This is a genomic window from Streptomyces sp. NPDC001914, from assembly GCF_042891215.1.
Lineage (GTDB): Bacteria > Actinomycetota > Actinomycetes > Streptomycetales > Streptomycetaceae > Streptomyces.
The window spans coordinates 53551-75103 of the sequence record NZ_JBIASW010000007.1; the positions used below are offsets into that span (position 1 = coordinate 53551).

Annotated in this window: 16 protein-coding genes; 13 read left to right on the forward strand and 3 right to left on the reverse strand. The window is 71.9% G+C overall.

Translation table 11 applies throughout. The features are described 5' to 3' along the window. The first annotated feature begins 120 nt into the window (after positions 1-120). The 4 genes from ACFYYF_RS20695 (at position 121) to ACFYYF_RS20710 (ending at position 3900) form a co-directional block, all read left to right on the forward strand. On the forward strand, positions 121-648 hold the full coding sequence (locus ACFYYF_RS20695; protein WP_388777680.1) for a hypothetical protein: 528 nt from the start codon (positions 121-123) through the stop codon (positions 646-648). Positions 649-654: 6 nt separating this feature from the next. Then, a complete protein-coding gene (locus ACFYYF_RS20700) occupies positions 655-1935 on the forward strand; it encodes an ABC transporter substrate-binding protein (RefSeq protein ID WP_388777682.1) in 1281 nt (426 codons plus the stop codon). Between the two features lie 307 nt (positions 1936-2242). Then, on the forward strand, positions 2243-3322 hold the full coding sequence (locus ACFYYF_RS20705) for a helix-turn-helix transcriptional regulator (protein WP_388777685.1): 1080 nt from the start codon (positions 2243-2245) through the stop codon (positions 3320-3322). A 362-nt stretch (positions 3323-3684) separates the two neighbouring features. After that, a complete protein-coding gene (locus tag ACFYYF_RS20710) occupies positions 3685-3900 on the forward strand; it encodes an I78 family peptidase inhibitor (RefSeq protein ID WP_388777686.1) in 216 nt (71 codons plus the stop codon). A 144-nt stretch (positions 3901-4044) separates the two neighbouring features. Here the strand turns inward: ACFYYF_RS20710 and ACFYYF_RS20715 are convergent, their stop codons facing one another. Continuing rightward, entirely contained in the window at positions 4045-5091 is a 1047-nt protein-coding gene (locus ACFYYF_RS20715; protein WP_388777689.1) for a phosphatase PAP2 family protein, read from the reverse strand. A 251-nt stretch (positions 5092-5342) separates the two neighbouring features. After that, on the reverse strand, positions 5343-6521 hold the full coding sequence (locus ACFYYF_RS20720; protein WP_388777692.1) for a glycosyltransferase family 39 protein: 1179 nt from the start codon (positions 6519-6521) through the stop codon (positions 5343-5345). A gap of 256 nt (positions 6522-6777) precedes the next feature. Between ACFYYF_RS20720 and ACFYYF_RS20725 the strand changes: the two genes are divergently transcribed. Further along, the gene (locus ACFYYF_RS20725; protein ID WP_388777695.1) at positions 6778-8523 is read left to right on the forward strand and encodes an MFS transporter; all 1746 of its coding nucleotides are present in this window, start codon (positions 6778-6780) and stop codon (positions 8521-8523) included. Positions 8524-8708: 185 nt separating this feature from the next. Further along, positions 8709-9899 carry an acyl-CoA dehydrogenase family protein gene (locus ACFYYF_RS20730; RefSeq protein ID WP_361690881.1) on the forward strand — a complete coding sequence of 397 codons (1191 nt, stop codon included), beginning with the start codon at positions 8709-8711 and terminating at the stop codon, positions 9897-9899. A gap of 50 nt (positions 9900-9949) precedes the next feature. Here ACFYYF_RS20730 and ACFYYF_RS20735 read toward each other — a convergent pair whose 3' ends face one another. Beyond that, positions 9950-10387 (reverse strand): cell division protein SepF, encoded by a 438-nt coding sequence (locus tag ACFYYF_RS20735; protein ID WP_037628578.1) that lies wholly within the window; start codon positions 10385-10387, stop codon positions 9950-9952. A 289-nt stretch (positions 10388-10676) separates the two neighbouring features. Here ACFYYF_RS20735 and ACFYYF_RS20740 point away from each other — a divergent pair, with 289 nt between their 5' ends. The 7 genes from ACFYYF_RS20740 (at position 10677) to ACFYYF_RS20770 (ending at position 21552) form a co-directional block, all read left to right on the forward strand. Further along, positions 10677-11936 carry a DUF5685 family protein gene (locus tag ACFYYF_RS20740; RefSeq protein WP_388777699.1) on the forward strand — a complete coding sequence of 420 codons (1260 nt, stop codon included), beginning with the start codon at positions 10677-10679 and terminating at the stop codon, positions 11934-11936. 36 nt (positions 11937-11972) lie between these two features. Beyond that, entirely contained in the window at positions 11973-12755 is a 783-nt protein-coding gene (locus ACFYYF_RS20745; protein ID WP_388777702.1) for a DUF1684 domain-containing protein, read from the forward strand. A 261-nt stretch (positions 12756-13016) separates the two neighbouring features. Then, a complete protein-coding gene (locus ACFYYF_RS20750) occupies positions 13017-13919 on the forward strand; it encodes a S1 family peptidase (RefSeq protein ID WP_361690890.1) in 903 nt (300 codons plus the stop codon). A gap of 165 nt (positions 13920-14084) precedes the next feature. Continuing rightward, positions 14085-14870: a slipin family protein gene (locus ACFYYF_RS20755; RefSeq protein WP_388778410.1), complete on the forward strand. Its 786-nt coding sequence runs from the start codon at positions 14085-14087 to the stop codon at positions 14868-14870. A gap of 382 nt (positions 14871-15252) precedes the next feature. Beyond that, entirely contained in the window at positions 15253-16335 is a 1083-nt protein-coding gene (locus ACFYYF_RS20760; RefSeq protein ID WP_388777705.1) for a S1 family peptidase, read from the forward strand. 217 nt (positions 16336-16552) lie between these two features. Next, entirely contained in the window at positions 16553-20581 is a 4029-nt protein-coding gene (locus tag ACFYYF_RS20765) for a DNA polymerase III subunit alpha (protein WP_388777706.1), read from the forward strand. Further along, complete coding sequence (locus ACFYYF_RS20770; RefSeq protein WP_388777709.1) at positions 20578-21552, forward strand: hypothetical protein; 975 nt, start codon at positions 20578-20580, stop codon at positions 21550-21552. Before ACFYYF_RS20765 ends, ACFYYF_RS20770 begins: the two co-directional genes overlap by 4 nt. The last annotated feature ends 1 nt before the right edge of the window (position 21553 follow it).

Here is a 21553-nt window from a genome sequence, read left to right on the forward strand (position 1 = left end):
GGACTCCCACACGTCGGGTATCTGTCCATGTCAGCCGATGGCTTGCACTATGCCTTCTGGAAGCTGACCCTGAAAGCACCGGGCGCTTTTGGCCCGGACCGACACCCGGTGGTGAGCCAGATGGTTCTCGGGAGCGACCTCAAGCGGAGGAACGTCGGAGCGGTGGCGGCGGCAGCGGTTCTCGTCCTCGCCGCGGGCCTCACGGCGTGCAGCGACGACAACGGCGGCGGGAGCTCCGCCTCGCCCACACCCACGGCGGAACAGTCCACCGCCACGGCTCCGGCCGACCCGGCCGCGGCCCGGCAGGAGATCAAGCAGAACTGGGAGAAGTTCTTCGACCCGGCCGTCTCCGCGCAGGACAAGCAGGCCGTCCTGGAGAACGGTGAGCAGATGGCGCCGGTGCTGCAGGGCTTCAACGGCGACCAGCGCGGTCAGCAGGTCAAGGCGGACGTGGAGAAGATCGAGTTCACCTCGCCCACCGAGGCGAACGTGACCTACACGCTTCTCCTGCAGGGCGCCACCGCCCTGCCGAACGCCTCGGGTACGGCCGTCGAGCAGAACGGCACCTGGAAGGTCTCCGCCAAGACGCTCTGCGCGCTCGTTCAGCTCAGCGGCAACGGGTCGGGCAGCCCCGTCCCGGGCTGCTGACCGGCGGTGCGGCGCACAGCGGCCGGCGCCGCCGTCGCGGGCCTGCTGCTCCTGCTCGGCACGGCCTGCGGCAGCCGGCTCCCCGAGAGCGACTTCGAGAACCGCGCCACGCCCACGCCCCGGGCATCCGCCGAGCCGGTCCGCGTCGGCGTGATCAGCAGCGCCACCAGCCCCGTCGGCGCCTCGGTGTTCACCGGACCGCGAGACGGGGCGAAAGCCTGGTTCGACCGGCTCGACGCCCGGGGCGGCATCGACGGACGGCGGGTCGAGGTACGGACGTGCGACGACGGCGGCAGCGGCGTCGGCAACAGCGCCTGTGTGCGCCGGCTGATCGACCAGGACAAGGTCGTCGCCCTCGTCGCCACGACCGCGCTCGACTACGCGGGCGCCTCCCAGGTGTCCCGCGCGGGCGTTCCCGACATCGGCGGCCAGCCCATCGGCGCCGCGTACGACACCTATCCGCATCTGTACGGGATCTACGGCAGCCTCGCGCCCCGCCACGGCACGCCCGGCTGGGACGGCGAGCTCTACGGCGGCACCGAGGTCTACCGCTACTTCAAGCGCGTCCACGGCGCCCGTACGGCCGCCGTCGTCTCCTACAACCAGTCCGCCTCCGCCGCCTACGCCCGGCTGGTCACCGAGGGGCTCAGGGCCGAGGGCTACCGGGTCGTCACCGAGCAGGTCGACTTCGCGCTGCCCGACTTCCGCGCCGTCGCGGCCGACCTGAAGGCGCAAGGCGCGGACCTCGTCTTCGACGCCCTCGACACACACGGCAACGCCCTGCTGTGCAAGGCCATGGACGACGTCGGCGCCCGGGTGACCGCCAAGGTGACCAACGTGCAGAACTGGACGTCCACCGTGCCCGAGGACTACAAGGACGCGCCGCACTGCCGCAACGCGCTGTGGGCCACGGGGGCGAGCCGCAACTACGAGGACACCGGCGACACCGCCGTGCGGGAGTTCCGCGACGCGACGAAGGGGCTGCCGACCCACTCCCAGTGGCAGCTGGAGGGATGGGCTGCGGCACGGTGGTTCACGGACGCGGCCGAGTCCTGCGCGCCCACGGGCATCACCCGGGGATGCGTCGACGCGTACATGAACCGGGGCGAGCCCTACACCGCGGGCGGGCTGCTGCTCCCCGTCACCTACGAGCGGCTGGCCGAGCCGCCGAAGACGCGCCGGACGTGCCTGGCGGTGGCCCGCTGGCGCGACGGCAGCGGCTGGGTCACCCAGGGCGACATGAACACGAACTGCTTCGACGTACCGCAGATCGCCTACCGCCCGTGAACCCGGGGAATCGCCCGCCGCCTGTGAACCCGGCGAGTCGCCTGCCGCCTGTGAACCGGGGAATCGTGCACCGCGTGTGAACCCGGGCGATCGTGCACCGCCTGTGAACCCGGGCGATCGTGCACCGCCTGTGAACCCGGCGAGTCGCCTGCCGCCTGTGAACCGGGGAATCGTCCATCGCCCGTGAACTCGGCGGGGAATCGTCCACTGCCCGTGAAGCCTGTGAACCGCCCGCTGCCCGTGAGGGCCTGGGGGAGTGCCGCCTTGCGGACAGTGGCTGTCCGCAAGCGCTGGCAGACTCGGCGGCATGTTGGAGACCTCCGCACGACTGCTGCGCCTGCTCTCACTGCTGCAGGCCCACCGTGAATGGTCGGGCGCGGACCTCGCCGAGCGGCTGGGCGTCACCGCACGCACCGTCCGCCGTGACGTGGACCGGCTGCGCGAGCTGGGCTATCCCGTCAACGCCAGCCCGGGCACGGGCGGCGGCTACCAGCTCGGCGCGGGGGCCGAACTGCCGCCGCTGCTCCTGGACGACGACGAGGCCGTCGCGGTGGCCGTGGGGCTGCGCACGGCGGCCGGGCAGGGCGTCGAGGGGATCGGCGAGTCCTCCGTACGCGCGCTCGCCAAGCTGGAACAGGTCCTGCCGGGCCGGCTGCGGCGCAGGGTCGGCGCGCTGAACGCCTTCACCGTGCCGATGCTGCGCGGCCCGGAGGCCTCGGCCGTCGACCCCGCCGTCCTGACCGAACTGGCCAACGCCTGCCGTGACAGCGAGCGGCTGCGCTTCGAGTACCGCGATCACGGGGGTTCCTCGACGCGCCGGACCGTCGAGCCGTACCGGCTGGTGTGCACCGAGCGCCGCTGGTACCTGGTCGCCTGGGACGTCGACCGCGACGACTGGCGTACGTTCCGGGCCGACCGCATCACGCCCCGGCCGCCGCACGGACCGCGCTTCGCGCCCCGTACGCCACCGGCCGGCAATCTGGCCGAGTACGTCGCCAGGGGTGTCTCCACCGGCGCCTACGCCACCCACGCCGTCGTCCGGCTGCTGGTGCCGCTGGCGGAGGCCGCCGCGCGGATCTCGCCCTCGGCCGGGACCCTGGAGGCCTCGGACGAGGACACCTGCATCCTGCGCACCGGGGCGCCGAGCCTCGACGTCATGGTCATCCACGTGATGATGACGGGGCTGGAGTTCGAGATCCTGGAGCCGGCCGAACTCGTCGACGTGATGAGGACGGCCAGGGACCGGTTGTCGCGGGCGCTGGAGAGACGGGGCCCCGGGGAACCGGGGCCGTGGACGCCGGGTCCCGGGACGGCGGGGTCCGGGAGGCCGGGTCCCGAGGAGGCGCCGGGTCCCGAGGAGGCGCCGGACGGGGTCCGGGTGCCGTAGCGGAAGTCCCGGGTGCCGGCGGTCCCCGTGCGGGGGTTGTGTGTTCGTGGCGTGTATTTCCTACGCGCCGTCAGCTTCCGGGCCCCGGCGGAATCGGAGCCGGCCGGAATGGAAAAGCGCGGCGGTGCCCGCGCGGGCCGCCGCCCCGCACATTTCGCGGGCCTATTCGGGACGTCCGCACGACGACTCCGAATTACGTTCGAAGGTGTGCGGAACACGGAAGCGGCCCCTCATACGAGTGATGGAGTTCGGCGAAACGCGTGTCGTGATCCTGTGACAGAAGTGTGACCGGCGGGGGACAGGTGACGCTTCGTCGCCGATCGGGCTTCCACCGCCCGGGTGTGCCGCCTAACGTGGCGGTCATGGCACTCAATCCCCCCTCTCACACAGAGCCGCAGGACGATCCGGAGAGCTACGTGGGGCTGGAGGTGGGCGGGGCGCGCGAGCGCGCGCGGGAGCGCGGCTGGCCGACGGTCCGCTCGTTGCCGCCCGGCGCGATCATCACCATGGAGTACCTGGTGGGGCGGCTGAACTTCGAGGTCACGGACGGTACGGTGACGCGCTGCTGGAAGGGCTGAGCGCCCGGCCCCGGCGCCCGGCCCGCCGCCGCGCCTCACCGGGGCGGGGCGGGCGCGACCAACGGATGTGCGAAGGCCCCCGGCTCGTCGAGCCGGGGGCCTTCGCGGTGCGGGGAGAGGCTGTGCGTACCGGCCCCGCGTCTCTCAGCCGCCCGTCAGCGGCCGGGCCGAGGCGGCGGCCGCGCGGGCCGGACGGTCCGGATGCGGCGGGCGGTCCGGGTGCGCCGGACGGCGGCTGCCCGCCGGAGTCACCGGCGTGCGCTCCGAGCGCGCGGTGTGCGGGCCCGGGGCCAGGTGGACGGGGGATCTGGGCGGACGGGGGGCGACGGCCCCGCGGGCCGGCATCTCGCTGTCCACCGCGGCGGCCCGCTGGGCCATGACCGGTGCCGGGACCGGGGAGGGGACCGGCACGGGCTTGGGCGCGGTGCTGCCGCGACGGCCGCGCCACAGGTCGCGCAGCGAGAAGATCCCGGCCTCGGAGCGGGCGATCAGCGGCTCGCACCAGGGCAGTGCCAGCAGGATCAGCAGGCCCGCGGCCCAGCCGAGCAGGACGTCGCTCAGCCAGTGCGTACCCAGGTAGACGGTGGTGAGGCCGACGCCCAGCGAGGTCACGGCGGACAGCGCCGAGAGCCAGCGTCTGGCTCTCGGGGTCGACGCCAGATAGGCCAGGATTCCCCAGGTCACGACGGCGTTGGCGGTGTGGCCCGAAGGAAATATATCGCCGCCCAGGCCCATCTCGTTCGAGCCGATGGTGATGGCGTAGTGCGGGCCGAGCCGGCCCATGCCGAGCTTCGCGGCACCGACCGTGATGTTGAGCAGCAGCAGGGAGGCGCCCAGGGTGAGCAGCGGGCGCAGCGTGTGCTGACGCCAGGAGCGCCAGCCCAGCCACGCGGCGACCATCACGGCGGTGGGGCCGCGCTGGCCGAGCACCACGTAGTAGTCCAGGAACGCGTGGATCTCCGGCCACTGCTGGTAGGGCCGGAAGAACATGACCTGCCAGTCGAACCGGACCAGCCACGACGTGATCGCCACGGCCCACACGATCGCCAGGTAGAAGGCCAGGGTCGCCGCGAAGAGGACGACCCTGTGCCGACTCATCCTCGGCACATCGATGTGGGCCGGTCGTTCCGGCTCACGGTCCAGCCGGGCGAAGACCCGGTCCAGACGGGTGAGGTTTCGTTCGGTACGCACCCAATCGACGTTACAGCGAGTGAGCTGCGTTCCAGGCCGAATCACTCGGTTTGTGATGACGATGTGATGTGGGATTCCTCTCAGGATCATGCTTATTTCTAATGAATCGCTAATCCCGGGACTGCGGAGCCTTCAATTCCATTGATCGCTGAGAGGCTTCGAGTTTATGGCACTTTTATATTCGTTCACCGAATGATGGTGTGGAATTCGCTGCCCGCTCACCGGTCCCGCGCGGGGCGCGGCGGGGCGGGTCAGGGGGGCCCGGAGCCGTTCAGCCAGAAGGCCCCGTACACCGCCGAGGCCACCGCGACGCCCCCGACAACCAGCGCTGACCTGGACGTACGCAGCCGGGCCAGAGCCCTGGCCGGCGGGAACAGGAGGGGGAAGGCGGGCAGCAGCAGGCGCGGCTTGGAGCCGAAGTAGCTCGACGCGCACAGGGCGAGCGCGACGACGACCCCCGTGTAGACGAGGAGCGCCGGCGGCTGCCCCTGTCGCACACAGGTCACGTAGAGCGACAGGACCAGCACCACCCCGGCGACCAGAGCGGCACCCGCGAGGGCGGAGGGGAACGAGGTGAACTTCTCGGCGACGAAGCGCCCGAAGGCGTAACCGCCGTCGAAGCCGTTGCGCCACCCCGCCTGGACGTCGAGGTAGCCGAGCGGGCCCCCGCCCGTGCGACGCCCCACCCACAGCACGTAACCGGCGGCGCCGAGCGGCGCGATGATCATGGCGAGGGCGCGCCGCCACGGGCGCGCGCCGTCCGTCCCGGGTGAGCTTCCGCCGCGCCGGCGTTCTCCCACGAACGAGGTAATCGCCGCCACCCACAGGGCCGCCACCACCGCGGCTCCCACCGGCCGCGTCAGCCCGGCGAACGCCGCGAGCAGGCCCGCGGTCACCCAGCGGCCGGTCAGCACCGCGTACAGCGACCACGCGGCGAGCGCGGTGAACAGCGACTCGCTGTACGCCATCGACTGCACGACACCGACGGGCAGGACCGCCCACACCAGCGCCGCGCAGATTCCCGCCCGGCGGCCGTGGACGCGGTCGGCGACCGCGAAGATCCCCCAGGCCGCGGCGAGCGAGGCCACCGCGGACACCAGCAGGCCGGCGTCCGCGTACGACAGCGGTGTCACCGCGTGGCCGATCCGCTCCAGCCAGGGCAGCAGCGGGAAGAACGCGAGATTCGAATGCACGTCACCGTTCGGGAGGCGGACCTCGTAGCCGTAGCCGAGCTCGGCGACCCGGGTGTACCAGAGCGAGTCCCAGCGCCCCGACAGCAGCCGGTGGGCGCTCTTGCCGTTCGCCGCGCTCCACACGGCGAGCGCGAGGAGGCCGAGGGCACGCACCGCCGCGTACCCGAGGAGGGCGGGCGCGGCTCGGCGCAGGGCGCCCGCCAGGGGCGTCGCGGCGGGACGGTCGGGTTCGGTCACGGGCTCGATTATCGGCGGAGGGCGGAACCGGCGGGCCGGGCGGGGCGTGACGACGGGCGGGCGGCGTGGCGTACGCCACACACCCGGCCGGCGAACGTGAGAGGTCCGCCACGTGACCTGGGCGAGAACTCGCGTACGCTGGCGGCTCACTCGCCTTTGTTGCGTGGGCCCGGGACTCCGCTCTCCGGGCCGCAGCCCCAGGGAGTCCCCACCCTGCGGATCCGCAGAACGCGAGGGAACCTCTGGAGGTACGTACATGTCCGGGACGACCACGGCCGCTGCGCGATGCCGTCGGGAGACCGGAGCCGGTGCCAACCGCTGGGTCGTTCTTTTCGTCCTGTGCGTCAGCCTGCTGCTGGTCGCCCTCGACGCCACCGTGCTCCATGTCGCGGTGCCCGCCGTCACCGAGGACCTGAAGCCCGGCGCGATAGAACTGCTCTGGATCGTCGACGTCTATCCGCTCGTCTGCGCCTCGCTCCTCATCCTCTTCGGCACACTCGGCGACCGGATCGGCCGCAGACGGGTGCTCCTCCTCGGGTACGCCCTCTTCGGAGTCGCCTCGGGCATCGCGGCCTTCTCCGGGAACGCGCAGCTCCTGATAGGCGCCCGTGCCCTGCTCGGCGTCGGCGGCGCGATGATCATGCCGGCCACCCTGTCGATCCTGCGCGAGGTCTTCCCCGACCGGCGCGAGCGGGCGCTCGCGATCGGCATCTGGAGCGCGGTCGCCGCCGTCGGCGCCGCGGTCGGACCCCTTCTCGGCGGCTTCCTCCTCGAACACTTCTGGTGGGGATCGGTCTTCCTCGTCAACATCCCGCTGATGATCGTCAGCCTTCCGGTCGGACGGCTGCTGCTGCCCGAGTCCCACGGCGACCGTGACGGTCCCTGGGACGTCGTCGGCGCGCTCATGGCCGCCGCCGGCCTGTTCGGAGTTGTCCTCGGCGTGAAGCGTCTCGGTGGCGGTGAGGCGCCCTTCGGCCCCCTCACCCTCGGGTCGCTGCTCGTCGGCGCCGTGCTGATGGCCGCCTTCGTACGGCGCCAGCGGAGGCGCGCGCATCCCCTGGTCGACCTGCGCATGTTCGCGCGTCCGGCCTTCAGCACGTCGGTGGGATGCATCGTCCTCGCCATGCTCGCCCTGGTCGGCCTCGAACTGATCGCCGCGCAGTACCTCCAGCTCGTGCTCGGCCTGTCGCCGCTCCAGACCGGGCTGCGGCTGCTGCCGCTCACGATCGCGGCGATGGCCGCCGGCCTCGCGGGGGCGAAGCTGCTGCGCAGGTTCGGGCCGCGCGCGATGGTCTCCTTCGGGTTCTGTCTCACCGCGGCCGCCGTGGTCACGCTCATCGCGATGGGCGGGAACGACAACGCCGGGCTGCTGCTCTTCGGCTTCGTCCTGCTGGGCTTCGGCCTGGAGACCACGCTCTTCGGGGCCTACGAGTCCATGCTGAGCGAGGCGCCGCAGGCCCAGTCGGGCGGCGCCGCGGCGATCGGCGAGACCTCGTACCAACTGGGTGCGGGGATCGGGATCGCGCTGCTGGGAAGCGTGATGAACGCGGCGTACGCTCCCGGGCTGTCGTCGGTCCCCGGCGTCCCGGACGCCGACGCGAAGGCGGCGGGACACTCGCTGGGCGAGGCGTACCAGGTCGCCGACCGGCTCGGAGGCGTGTCCGGCCGCGCCCTGCGGCACGCCGCCCGGGACTCCTTCGTACACGGACTGCATGTGACGCTGCTGGTCAGCGCGGGCCTGCTGCTGCTCGGCGCCGTGATGGCGCTGCGGCTGCCGCGCGTCATGGACTGCGGCACCGCCGAGGCGGGCACCACCGGCACCCCGGTCCAGGCGGCGAACGCGGCCCCGGTCCCGCCTCCCGCCGGTGTCCGGACGCACGGGGGCGCCACCGGTGCGATTCCTGCTCCCGGTGCCGTCCCACTCTCCGCCGCGGCGGATCCCGCCGGGATCCCCGCTCCCCGGGACGTCCCCGGGACCGCCGAGACCCGCGTCTCCGCCTAGCCGTGTCCGTGGAGCCGTGCCTGCCCGGCGCGAGCCGCCCCCGGTGAGCCCCCGGTGAGCCCGCCGAGGGCGTGATCCACGGGGCTGTGCGGAAGTGCCCTGGACTTGCGGGACACTGCGTCGTAACGTCGGGCCGAGATCTTTGACTAGCGGTGCTAGTTATCACCCCTGCCGGAGGCTGTCGTATGTCCGCGTCCTCGAAGCTGCCGTCCTTCGACCCCGCCGACCCGCTGGGGATCGACGACCTCCTGGACGCGGAGGACCTGGCCGTCCGCGACACCGTGCGGGCCTGGGCCGCGGACCGGGTCCTGCCCTACGTCGCCGACTGGTACGAGAAGGGCGAACTGCCCGGCATCCGGGAACTGGCGCGCGAACTCGGCGGGATCGGCGCGCTGGGCATGTCGCTCCAGGGGTACGGGTGCGCGGGGGCCAGTGCCGTGCAGTACGGCCTCGCCTGCCTGGAGCTGGAAGCGGCCGACTCCGGCATCCGCTCGCTCGTCTCGGTCCAGGGCTCGCTGGCCATGTACGCCATCCACCGGTTCGGCAGCGAGGAGCAGAAGCAGACCTGGCTGCCGCGCATGGCCTCCGGTGAGATCATCGGATGCTTCGGACTCACCGAGCCCGACCACGGCTCCGACCCCGCCTCCATGCGCACGCACGCCAAGCGCGACGGCGGCGACTGGGTCCTGAACGGCCGCAAGATGTGGATCACCAACGGTTCCGTCGCCGGTGTCGCCGTCGTCTGGGCGCAGACCGACGACGGCATCCGCGGATTCGTCGTGCCCACCGACGTGCCCGGGTTCTCCGCCCCCGAGATCAAGCACAAGTGGTCCCTGCGGGCGAGCGTGACCAGCGAGCTCGTCCTCGACGACGTGCGGCTGCCGGCCGACGCCGTCCTGCCCGACGTCGTCGGCCTCAAGGGCCCGCTCGGCTGCCTCTCCCACGCGCGGTACGGGATCGTGTGGGGCGCCATGGGCGCGGCGCGGTCCAGCTTCGAGTCCGCCCTCGCCTACGCGCGGACGCGTGAGCAGTTCGGGCGCCCCATCGGCGGCTTCCAGCTCACCCAGGCCAAACTCGCCGACATGGCCGTCGAACTGCACAAGGGGATCCTGCTCGCCCATCACCTGGGCCGCCGCATGGACGCGGGACGGCTCCGTCCCGAGCAGATCAGCTTCGGCAAGCTCAACAACGTACGCGAGGCCATCGAGATCTGCCGTACCTCGCGCACGATCCTCGGTGCCAACGGGATCTCGCTCGAATACCCCGTGATGCGGCACGCCACGAACCTGGAGTCGGTGCTCACCTACGAGGGCACCGTCGAGATGCACCAACTCGTGCTGGGCAAGGCGCTCACCGGGCTCGACGCCTTCCGGTGAAGACCCGGGGGTGAAGCCCCGGCGAGGCAGGGCCGGTGAGCGGCCCTGCCTCAGCTCTGGTTGAAGAAGCCGTCCGTCTGACGGCCCGCGGCCTCGCCGCTGACGATCTCCGTGTGCGCCGGGGTCAGCAGGAAGACCCGGGTCGCCACCCGCTCGATGGTGCCGCGCAGGCCGAAGGTCAGGCCGGCCGCGAAGTCCACCACGCGCTTGGCGTCGGCGGCCTCCATGGACGTGAGGTTGATGATGACCGGGACGCCGTCCCGGAAGAGTTCGCCGATACCGCGTGCGTCCCGGAAGCTGTCCGGGGTGACCGTACCGATCCGGCGGCCCTTCTCCTCCGCCGTCTCGGAAGCAACCTTCACGCGAGGGTCGGTGACCCAGGCGTCGCCGGAGTCCTGACCCTCGGCGTAGTCGTCGTCGTAGTAACGCTCGTCATCGTTGTCGTCGACGAGGCCAAGCCAGGCACTCGCCTTGCGCACCGATCCCATGGACGCCTCCTCTCACAGCGGTCTTTCGTGCTTCCGCATCCCCATGGTCGTCCATGATGCGGATGTCGCGCCAAGTGGATAGACGCCGCGTGGGGGTTTCGTGACGGTACTGGTGCACAGCGAATCCGTCGAGAGCCCGCGCCCCCCAAGGGTCGTACGGGGTAAGGCTGCTGACTGAGAGTGAAATATGATTTCTCGCGGCGACCGGGTGACGAGCGGGGCGTACGGGTGAACGGGAGGGTCGATACGATGCCCGATCTCAATGTCGTACGGGTCACGGGGGAGTGTCGTGTTCGGAATCGTGAGGCCCTGCAGTCACCGGCTCGGTGAGGGGCTCAAGACGCAGTGGATGGCGCATCTGTGCGGTCTTTGTCTCGCGCTGCGCGGGGACCACGGCCAGTTCGCGCGGGTGGTCACCAACTACGACGGCCTGCTGATATCGGTTCTGACGGAGGCTCAGGCGGAGCGGGCGACGGGATGGCGGCGCACCGCGGGGCCCTGTCCGCTGCGGGGCATGCGGACCGCGTCCGTCGCGCAGGGCGAGGGCGCGCGGCTCGCCGCCGCCGTCTCGCTGGTCCTCGCCTCGGCGAAGGTCCGCGACCATGTCGCCGACGGGGACGGGCTCCTGGCGCGCAAGCCGGTCGCGCTGGCCGCGCGCCGGGTGGCCACGAGCTGGGGCAGGGCCGGGGCGCGAACGGGAAGCGCCGTCGGCTTCGACACGGCCGTGCTCGTCGACGCGGTGGACCGGCAGATCGGGATCGAGGCGCTCGCCGGGCCGGGAACGCCGTTGCTGACCGTCACGGAACCGACCGAGACCGCGACCGCCGCCGCCTTCGCGCACACCGCCGTCCTCGCCGGCCGCCCCGGCAACGCCGCTCCGCTGGCGGAGGCCGGACGGCTCTTCGGACGGCTCGCCCATCTCCTGGACGCCGTGGAGGACAGGGAAACTGACGCCGCGTCGGGAGCCTGGAACCCTCTCACCGCCACCGGGACCCCGCTCACCGAGGCCCGCCGGCTCGCCGACGACGCCCTGCACGGGATACGGCTCGCCCTGCGCGAGGCCGAGTTCACCGAGGGCCGGCTGGCGCACGTGCTGCTCGTCCACGAACTGGGGCGCTCGGTGGACCGCGCGTTCGGGACCTCGGGATGCGGGCACACGGCGGAGGGAGCGCACGGCTCCCACGGCTCTCCCGGGTCCGGCCGTCTCCTCGACGTGCCGGGCTCCGCGGTCCTGCTCGCACCCGAGGGCTCCTTCGGACCGCCGCCCCAGCAGGGCAATCCGTACACCGGTGGCGGCAACCCCTTCGGTGGCGGGCCTTCCTTCCCGCCCCCCGCCCCCGGCAAGCGCGGATTCTGGGCGGGCTGCGCCGCCGCAGTCGGCCTGTGCTGCACCTGCAAGATGTGCTGCGCCGACGAGTACGAGGGTCCGTGGTCGCGCAAGAAGCGCGAAGGGTGCCTGAGCGACTGCGACTGCGACTGCGGTTGCTGCGAGGCCTGCAAGTGCTGCGAATGCTGTGAGTGCTGCGAGTGCTGCGACTGCGGGTTGTGAGAAGCCGGGCCCGGCCCGTGTGAAAAAGTTGATCACATGACGACCGACGCATCCGAGGACTGGAAGCACTGGCAGGAGCACCGCCTGGCGACGGTGTCCGCGCCGTACGGCCCGCTCGCGCTCACAGGAACCCACTGGATCGAGGACTATCCGGAAGGGCGACTTCCGGACACTCCCGGGCAATGGGCGCTCAAGGGCGACCAAGTGGTCCTGACGGCGGTCGCCGAGGAAGGGCTCACGGTCGACGGCGAGCCCTTCACCGGCGACGTCGTGCTGGACGCCGACTACTCGGGGGCCGGCGGAGCCCGGGTCGGGCGCGGGGAACGGCGGTTCGTCGTCCTGGTGCGCGAGGGGATCTGGGGCGTGCGCGTCTACGACCCCGACGCGCCCGCCCGGAAGGCCTTCGCCGGCATCGAGGCGACCCCGTACGACGAACGCTGGGCGGTGCCGGGACACTTCACCCCCTACGGCGAGGGCCGGACCGTGCGCGTCGAGAACGCCGACGGGGTGACCCGCGGGCTCGCCCTCGGCGGAGTCCTCGCCTTCACCCTGGACGGGCAGGACCTCACCCTCCAGGTGTCGGTGGAGAGCGACGGCACCCTGTGGGCCGTCTTCGCCGACACCACCAGCAGGGACGGCAGTTACCGCTTCCGGTTCCTGCGCCCGGCGGCACCCGACGCCGAGGGGCGTACGACGGTGGACTTCAACCGGACCGTGCTTCCGCCGTGCGCGTTCGCGGACCATTTCGTCTGTCCGTTCCCTCCGCCCGGAAACAGCCTGCGCGTGGCCGTCGCCGCGGGGGAGCGCCGGTTGAGCTGAGGCTCCCGGGACTCCCGAGGAGCCGGGGGGAATCCGGCGCCTCCAGTGGTCCGATGATCAACCTCCTCCGTATGGGGGCAAGTTGAAGGCTGCACGGCCGAAAGGCGCCCTTGCGCCTGTCGGCCGTGCAGCCGAATACTCCCCCTCAGCGCTTGTCAGGGGCATGCCTTGTCCGGAATCCGGACGGACGGCCCCCGGCTGCGCCTCACGGGTCCCGACCCCACTACAGGGGCCCCTTACTTCCCTTCGGAGGAATGAAACGTGAGGATCAAGCGCACAACCCCCCGTGGCGGCCTCGCGAGACGGAGCCGGCTGATCGCCGTGTCCACCGGACTCGTCGCCGTCGCAGCGTTCGCGGTCCCCAGCGCGAACGCGTCCGACGCCCGGACGTTCAGCGCCACCCAGCTGAGCAGCGTCAGGCAGTCGGTGCTCGGTTCCGACGTCGCGGGCACCGCCTGGGCGGTCGACGCCAAGACGAACCGCGTGGTCGTCACCGTCGACAGCACCGTCTCCAAGGCGGAGATCGCGAAGATCAAGCGGGACGCCGGCGGCAACGCCGCGGCGCTCACCATCAAGCACACCCCGGGCACCTTCAAGAAGCTGATCAGCGGCGGCGACGCCATCTATGCGAGTAGCTGGCGCTGCTCGCTCGGCTTCAACGTCCAGGACAACAGCGGGAACTACTACTTCCTGACCGCCGGTCACTGCACCGACGGCGCGGGCACCTGGTGGTCGAACTCCTCGCACACGACCACGCTCGGCACCACCGCGGGCTCCAGCTTCCCGACCAACGACTACGGCATCGTGCGCTACACGAACTCGTCCGTCGCCAAGTCGGGCGCGGTCGGCAGCCAGGACATCACCAGCGCGGCCACGCCGTCCGTGGGCACCACCGTCTATCGTCGCGGCTCCACGACCGGCATCCACAGCGGCCGGGTCACCGCGCTCAACGCGACGGTCAACTACGGTTCCGGCGACATCGTCTACGGCATGATCCAGACCACGGTCTGCGCCGAGCCCGGCGACTCCGGCGGCTCGCTCTACGGCGGCACCGTCGCCTACGGCCTGACGTCCGGCGGCAGCGGCAACTGCAGCTCCGGCGGTACGACGTTCTTCCAGCCCGTCACCGAGGCCCTCAGCGCCTACGGGGTCCACGTCTACTGACCGTCGCGCAGGACAACCCCCCACAGTCGGCACCGCGACCGGCAGCAGAGGAGCCCCCGCACGCAACAGGCGTGCGGGGGCTCGCCCTTGCTCCGGTGGCGGGGCTACCTTCGAAGCACACGCTGTACACGCCCGGTGCGCCACGTCGGACCCTGGGGGGCCGTGATGGTCGAGGAACTGGTGGCGGCGGGAGTCTCCGCCGTGTCCGTGGGGCTGGTCTACACGATGGCCGCCGCCCGCGTCGTCAAACAGTACGAACGGGGCGTGGTGCTGCGGCTCGGCAAGCTGCGTCCCGATGTGCGCGGCCCCGGCTTCACCATGGTCGTGCCGTTCGTGGACCGGCTGTGCAAGGTCAACATGCAGATCGTCACGATGCCGGTCCCCGCGCAGGAGGGCATCACCCGGGACAACGTGACGGTCCGCGTCGACGCGGTCGTCTACTTCAAGGTGGTGGACGCGGCCGACGCGCTCATCCAGGTCGAGGACTACCGCTTCGCGGTCTCCCAGATGGCACAGACCTCGCTCCGGTCGATCATCGGCAAGAGCGATCTGGACGACCTGCTCTCCAGCCGCGAAAAGCTCAACCAGGGGCTGGAGTTGATGATCGACAGCCCGGCGATGGGCTGGGGCGTGCAGATCGACCGGGTCGAGATCAAGGACGTGTCGCTGCCCGAGACGATGAAGCGGTCCATGGCCCGGCAGGCCGAGGCGGACCGTGAACGCAGGGCCCGGGTCATCAACGCGGACGCGGAACTCCAGGCGTCCAAGAAGCTCGCGGAGGCCGCGAGCGTGATGTCGGAACAGCCGGCCGCCCTCCAACTGCGCCTCCTCCAGACGGTGGTGGCCGTCGCCGCGGAGAAGAACTCCACGCTCGTCCTGCCCTTCCCCGTCGAACTGCTGCGCTTCCTGGAGCGGGCCCAGAGCGGACAGCGGCCGCCCGCGTCCGAGTAGTCCGCCGGGCGGAGCAACCGGTGCGGAAGCAACCGCCGTGCGGGCGAGCCCTCTTGGAGTCACTCCTCATGGGGGCGATATCAAGACAGGCCCGGGTCCCGTAGATCGTGACGGTGTTATGTGCGCACCGTGTTTGCGATGCGAACCCGCGGGCGTGACCACGACCAGTCAGGACGTAGGACACGTACGGCTGTTGTCGTACAGGAGTCCTGAAGTCGACCTTGTGTGTTCCCTGTGCGTCTCGGAATAGTGGGTCGCGGAACAACTGGCATGGACGCGACGGTACGGACTTTTCCACCGTGCTCAGAGCCCATGTCGTACGCCTTCAGGTCCCGGAGGTCCCCACAACCTCCCGGACCGACCCCCCACAGGAGGACGTGAGTTGAAGCACCGACGCGTATCGAAGAGGCATGCCCTCATGACAGGTGCGGGTGTCACCGCGCTGATCGTCGCCGGAGTCACCTTCCAGACTGCGAACGCCAGCGAGGTTCCGAAGAGCCCCGCGCCGCACACGCTGTCCGTCACGGCGGCCGGAAAGCTCGCATCGGTCCTCGGCGAGGACCTGGGCGCCGACGCCGCGGGAACGTACTACGACGCGAAGTCCCGGCACCTCGTCGTCAACGTGCTCGACGAGGCCGCGGCCGAGACCGTCACGGCCGCGGGCGCCAGGGCCAGGATCGTCGAGAACTCCCTCACCGAACTGGCCGGCGCCCGCACCACGCTCAAGAAGGACGCGACCATCCCCGGTACGTCCTGGGCGACCGACCCGGAGACCAACCAGGTCGTCGTGACCGCCGACCGCACGGTCTCCGAGGCCGAGTGGGCCAGACTCACCAAGGTCGTCGACGGTCTCGGCGCGAAGGCCGAACTCAAGCGCACGCAGGGTGAGTTCAAACCCTTCATCGCCGGTGGTGACGCCATCAGCGGCTCCGGCGGGCGCTGTTCGCTCGGCTTCAACGTGGTCAAGGGCGGGCAGCCGTACTTCATCACCGCCGGGCACTGCACCGCGGAGATCTCCACCTGGTCGGACTCCGACGGCAAGGAGATCGGCACGAACGAACAGTCCAGCTTCCCCGACAACGACTTCGGCCTGGTCAAGTACACGGCGACCACGGACCACCCGAGCGAGGTCGACCTCTACAACGGCTCCACCCAGCCCATCACCAAGGCGGGCGACGCCACCGTCGGCATGAAGGTGACCCGCAGCGGCTCCACGACCCAGGTGCACGACGGCACGGTCAAGGGTCTGGACGCCACCGTGAACTACGGCAACGGTGACGTCGTCAACGGTCTCATCCAGACCGACGTCTGCGCCGAGCCCGGCGACAGCGGCGGCTCGCTCTTCTCCGGCGACACCGCCATCGGCCTCACCTCCGGCGGCAGCGGTGACTGCACCGCGGGCGGCGAGACGTTCTTCCAGCCGGTGCCCGAGGCGCTCTCGGCCTTCGGAGCCCAGATCGGCTGACGGCCTTCCCGTCCCGGCCTCCCCGGGAAGACGGAGCCCCGCCCCCGCGCGTGTCGCGGAGGCGGGGCTTCCGGGTTTTCCGGCCGGTGTTTGCGCAGGTGGGAGCGGGTCCGAACAGATGTCGCACAAGCGTTCGAAAATTGGTCTATGGTGGGGGTGAGGTAGTTGGGAACAGGTGTTCGAGAGCTGGTGAAGGCTCACAGGTCGGGAGGTGTGTGTGCCGGGATTCACGCATCTGCACACCGCCTCCGGGTTCTCCCTGCGGTACGGGGCCTCGCACCCGGGGCGCCTCGCCGAGCGCGCCTCCGAGCGGGGCATGGACGCCCTCGCGCTCACCGACCGGGACACCCTCGCGGGCTCGGTCCGGTTCGCCAAGGCCTGCGCGAAGGCGGGCATCCGTCCGCTGTTCGGCGTGGACCTGGCGGTCGGGGAGCAGGTACGGGGGGAGCGGCGCCGCACCCCGGTGCGCGGCGGTGCCTTCGTCGACGAGTCGACACCTCGGGCGACCTTCCTCGCCCGGGACGGCGCCACCGGCTGGGCCGACCTCTGCAGAATCGTCACGGCGACCCATGCGGGCGGCAAGGCGGACGGTCTGCCGCTGCTGCCCTGGTCCGACAACCACGCCGAAGGCCTGACCGTCCTGCTCGGCCCCGGCTCCGACGTCGGCCGCGCGCTCGCCGCGGGCCGCCCCGACCGCGCGGCCGCGCTGCTCGCGCCCTGGCGGGAGATCTACGGCGACGCCCTGCGCCTCGAAGCCGTCTGGCACGGCCGTCAGGGCACCGGCCCCGGTTCCCTGCGTCTGGCCGCCCGCATGGTCGGCTTCGCCGCCGAGCAGCGGGTGCGTCCCGTGCTCAGCAACGCCGTCCGGTACGCCGACGCGGGCCTCGGCCCGGTCGCCGACGTCCTGGACGCCGCCCGCCGGCTCGTCCCCGTCGACCCCCGGCGCGAGCTGGACTCCGGCGAGGCCTGGCTCAAGGACGAGGCCGCCATGCTGGCCGCCGCCGAACGGATCGTCGAGGCGGCGGGCTACCGGCGTGACACCGCGCACCGGCTGCTCGAACAGACACGGGCCACCGCCGCCGCCTGCCGCGTCGACCCCGAAGGCGACCTCGGCATCGGGGGCGTGCACTTTCCCGAACCGCGGCTCGTCGGCGCGGACCGGCGCACCGCCCAGCGCGTCCTCGCCTCCCGCGCGGCGGCGGGCATGGTGCTGCGCGGCTACGCCGGCCGGCGCGCGTACTGGGAACGGATGCACCACGAGCTGGACATCATCGCCCACCACAACTTCGCCTCCTACTTCCTGACGGTCGCTCAAGTCGTCGACGACGTACGTGGGATGGGCATCCGGGTCGCGGCGCGCGGCTCCGGGGCCGGCTCCCTGGTCAACCATCTCCTGGGCATCGCGCACGCCGACCCCGTCGAGCACCGGCTGCTGATGGAGCGCTTCCTGTCCAAGCGCCGCCCGGTGCTGCCCGACATCGACATCGACGTGGAGTCCGCGCGCCGTCTGGAGGTCTACCGCGCGATCATCGGCCGGTTCGGCACCGAGCGGGTCGCGACCGTCTCCATGCCCGAGACCTACCGGGTCCGGCACGCCGTCCGCGACGTGGGTGCCGCCCTCTCCCTGGACCCGGCCGAGATCGACCGGATCGCCAAGGCCTTCCCGCACATCCGGGCCCGTGACGCCCGCGCGGCCATGGACGAACTTCCCGAACTGCGCGAGCTGGCGGGGGAGAAGGACAGATACGGCAAGCTGTGGGACCTCGTCGAAGCCCTCGACGCCCTCCCGCGCGGCATCGCCATGCACCCGTGCGGCGTGCTCCTCTCCGACGCCTCCCTGCTCGCCCGTACACCGGTCGTGCCGACCAGCGGCGAGGGCCTGCCCATGTCGCAGTTCGACAAGGAGGACGTCGAGGACCTCGGTCTGCTCAAGCTCGACGTGCTGGGCGTGCGGATGCAGTCCGCGATGGCGCACGCGGTGGGCGAGGTGGAGCGGGCCACGGGGGACCGGCCGGACATCGACGCGGTGGCGCCGGGCGACCCGGCGACGTACCGGCTGATCCGGTCCACCGAGACGCTGGGCTGCTTCCAGATCGAGTCGCCGGGCCAGCGCGACCTGGTCGGACGGCTCCAGCCCGCGACCTTCCACGACCTCGTCGTCGACATCTCGCTCTTCCGGCCGGGGCCGGTCGCCGCCGACATGGTGCGGCCGTTCATCGAGGCGCGGCACGGCCGGGCGCCGGTGCGCTACCCGCACCCCGATCTGGAGGGGCCGCTGAAGGAGACGTACGGAGTCGTGGTCTTCCACGAGCAGATCATCGACATCGTCGCCATCATGACCGGCTGCGGACGCGACGAGGCGGACCGGGTGCGGCGCGGGCTCTCCGACCCCGAGTCGCAGGGGCGCATCCGGTTCTGGTTCGCCCAGCACGCGGCGGCGAAGGGGTACGACGCCGAGACCGTCGCGCGCACCTGGGAGATCGTCGAGGCCTTCGGGTCGTACGGCTTCTGCAAGGCGCACGCCGTCGCCTTCGCCGTCCCGACGTACCAGTCGGCGTGGCTGAAGGCCCATCACCCGGCCGCCTTCTACGCGGGGCTGCTCACGCACGACCCCGGGATGTACCCGAAGCGGCTGCTGCTGGCGGACGCGCGGCGGCGGGGGGTGCCGATCCTGCCGCTGGACGTGAACCGGTCGGCGGTCACCCATCGGATCGAACTGGTGTCCGAGTCGGGGGTGGAGGTAGGGGCAGGGTCGGGGGCCGAGGCGGGGTCGGGACCCGAGGCGGGGTCGGGACCCGGGTTGGGGTCGGGGGCCGTGTCGGGGAACGACCGCGCAGGCTCCGCCGATTCCGGCGGTCCGGCCGGGTCTGCCAGGCTTGCCGGGTCTGCCGGTCCTGCCGGCTCTGTCAGTTCCGCCGGGTCTGCTGGTTCCGCCGGGTCTGCTGGTTCCGCCGGGTCTGCTGGTTCCGCCGGGTCTGCTGGTTTCGCCGGGTCTGCCGGTTCCGCCGGTTCCGCCGATGATGCGGGTCGGGCCGGTTCCGTCGGTGATGCAGATCAAGGCGCGTCTGTCGATCCCGCCGGGTCTGCTGGTCCCGCCAGGTCTGCCGGTTCCGCCGGTGGTGCGGGTCGAGCCGGGTCTGCTGGTTCCGCCAGGCCTGCCGGTTCCGCCGGATCTGCCAGGCCTGCCGGTTCTGCCGATCCCGCCGGCTCTGCCGGTCGTTGGGGTGTTCGGCTGGCGCTTTCCGATGTGCACGGGATCAGTGAGGCCGAGGCGGCGCGGATCGCGGACGGGCAGCCGTACGCCTCGCTGCTCGACTTCTGGGAACGGGCCCGGCCGAGCCGGCCGCTGGCCCAACGGCTCGCACAGGTCGGAGCGCTGGACGCGTTCGGCGCCAACCGCCGTGATCTGCAACTGCACCTGACCGAACTGCACCGCGGCTCCCGAGGCGCGGGCGGCGGCCAACTCCCGCTGTCCGGCGGGCGGAACACCGCCTCCGCCGGGCTGCCCGACCTGTCCCCGGCGGAGCGGCTGAGCGCCGAGCTCGGCGTGCTCTCGATGGACGCCTCGCGCAATCTGATGGACGACCACCGTGTGTTCCTGGGGGAGTTGGGCGTGGTCACGGCACGTCGGCTGCGAGAGACGCGGCACGGGGAGACGGTCCTGGTCGCGGGTGCCAAGGCGGCCACCCAGACCCCGCCGATCCGCTCCGGCAAGCGGGTCATCTTCAGCACGCTGGACGACGGGACGGGCCTGGTCGACCTCGCCTTCTTCGACGACTCCCACGACGCCTGCGCCCACACCGTCTTCCACTCCTGGCTGCTGCTCGTACGCGGAGTGGTGCAGCGTCGCGGTCCGCGCAGCCTCAGCGTGGTGGGCGCGGCTGCCTGGAACCTCGCCGAACTGGCCGAACTGCGCGCCGAGGGCGGCCTCGACGTGGTGGCGGCGCGACTGGCCGAACCCGCGCCGCGCAAGCCGGGCGGACCGGGAGAGCCGGGCGGAGCGCGAAAGCCGGGCGGACCAGGGGAGCCGGGCGGTTCGCGGCGGCCGGGTGGCGGCCGTCCGTCCGATGACGGTGGTCCGTCCGGCGACGGTGGTCCGTCCGGCGACGGCGGTCCGTCCGGAGGCCGGACGATCCGGATGCCCACGGGGTACGAGATGCACCCCTGGGCCGATCTGCGTCCCGCGGGCGAAGGGCCCGCGGGTGGAAAGAAGTTGTGGCACCAGAGCCCGGGGAGTGCGGGATGACCATCCTCTGCGTACGTTTCCAGTCGCCCGAGATGCACGAGGCGGCCCTGCCGCGGCTCCTCGGCGTCCTGGAGGAGTTCACCCCCGTCGTCGAGGCGCTGCCACCCGACGGCGCCCTGCTCGATCTGCGGGGCGCGGAGCGGTACTTCGGGCGCGGTGCCGTCGAGTTCGCCTCGCTGATCCGGGTGCGGACACTCGCCCTGCACGGCGTCGACTGCGTGATCGGTGCCGGTCCCGGACCGATGCTCGCGCGGATGGCGCTGCGGGACGCCGTGCCCGGGGTGCCCCGGGTGGTGCCCGAAGAACCGGACGCCGTCACGGAGTTCCTCGCCGGGCGGCCCGTCGCCGCGCTGCCCGGTGTCGGCGGCGCCACCGCCCGCACCCTGTGCGAGTACGGCCTCGACACCATCGGCAAGGTCGCGGCCGCGCCCCTGTCCACGCTGCAGCGCCTCACCGGCGTCCGGCCCGGCCGCGAACTGCGCGAGAAGGCGTCCGGCGTCGACCGCGGCCGGGTCGTGCCGAACGCCACCTCACGCTCCCTGGCCGCCGAACGGTCCTTCCAGAGCGACGAGTTGGACCCTGACCGGCATCGTCGGGCACTACTCTCCGCGACCGAGGAGCTCGGCAGCCGGCTGCGCTCCCTGGAGAAGGTCTGCCGCACGCTGACCCTCACCGTGCGGTACGCCGACCGCTCCGCGACCACCCGCAGCCGCACCCTCAAGGAGGCGACCGCCCACTCCTCGACGCTGACCGGCACCGCGTACCGCATGTACGAGGCGCTCGGCCTCCAGCGCGCCCGGGTCCGTGTGATCGCCCTGCGCGCCGAGGGCCTGACCCCCGCGGAGCGGGCCTCCCACCAGCTCACCTTCGACCCGGTCGACGAGAAGGTCCGCCGCATCGAGGAGGTCGCCGACCGGGCGCGGGCGAGGTTCGGCCCGCATGTGATCGGCCCCGGGACACTGGCCGCCTGAC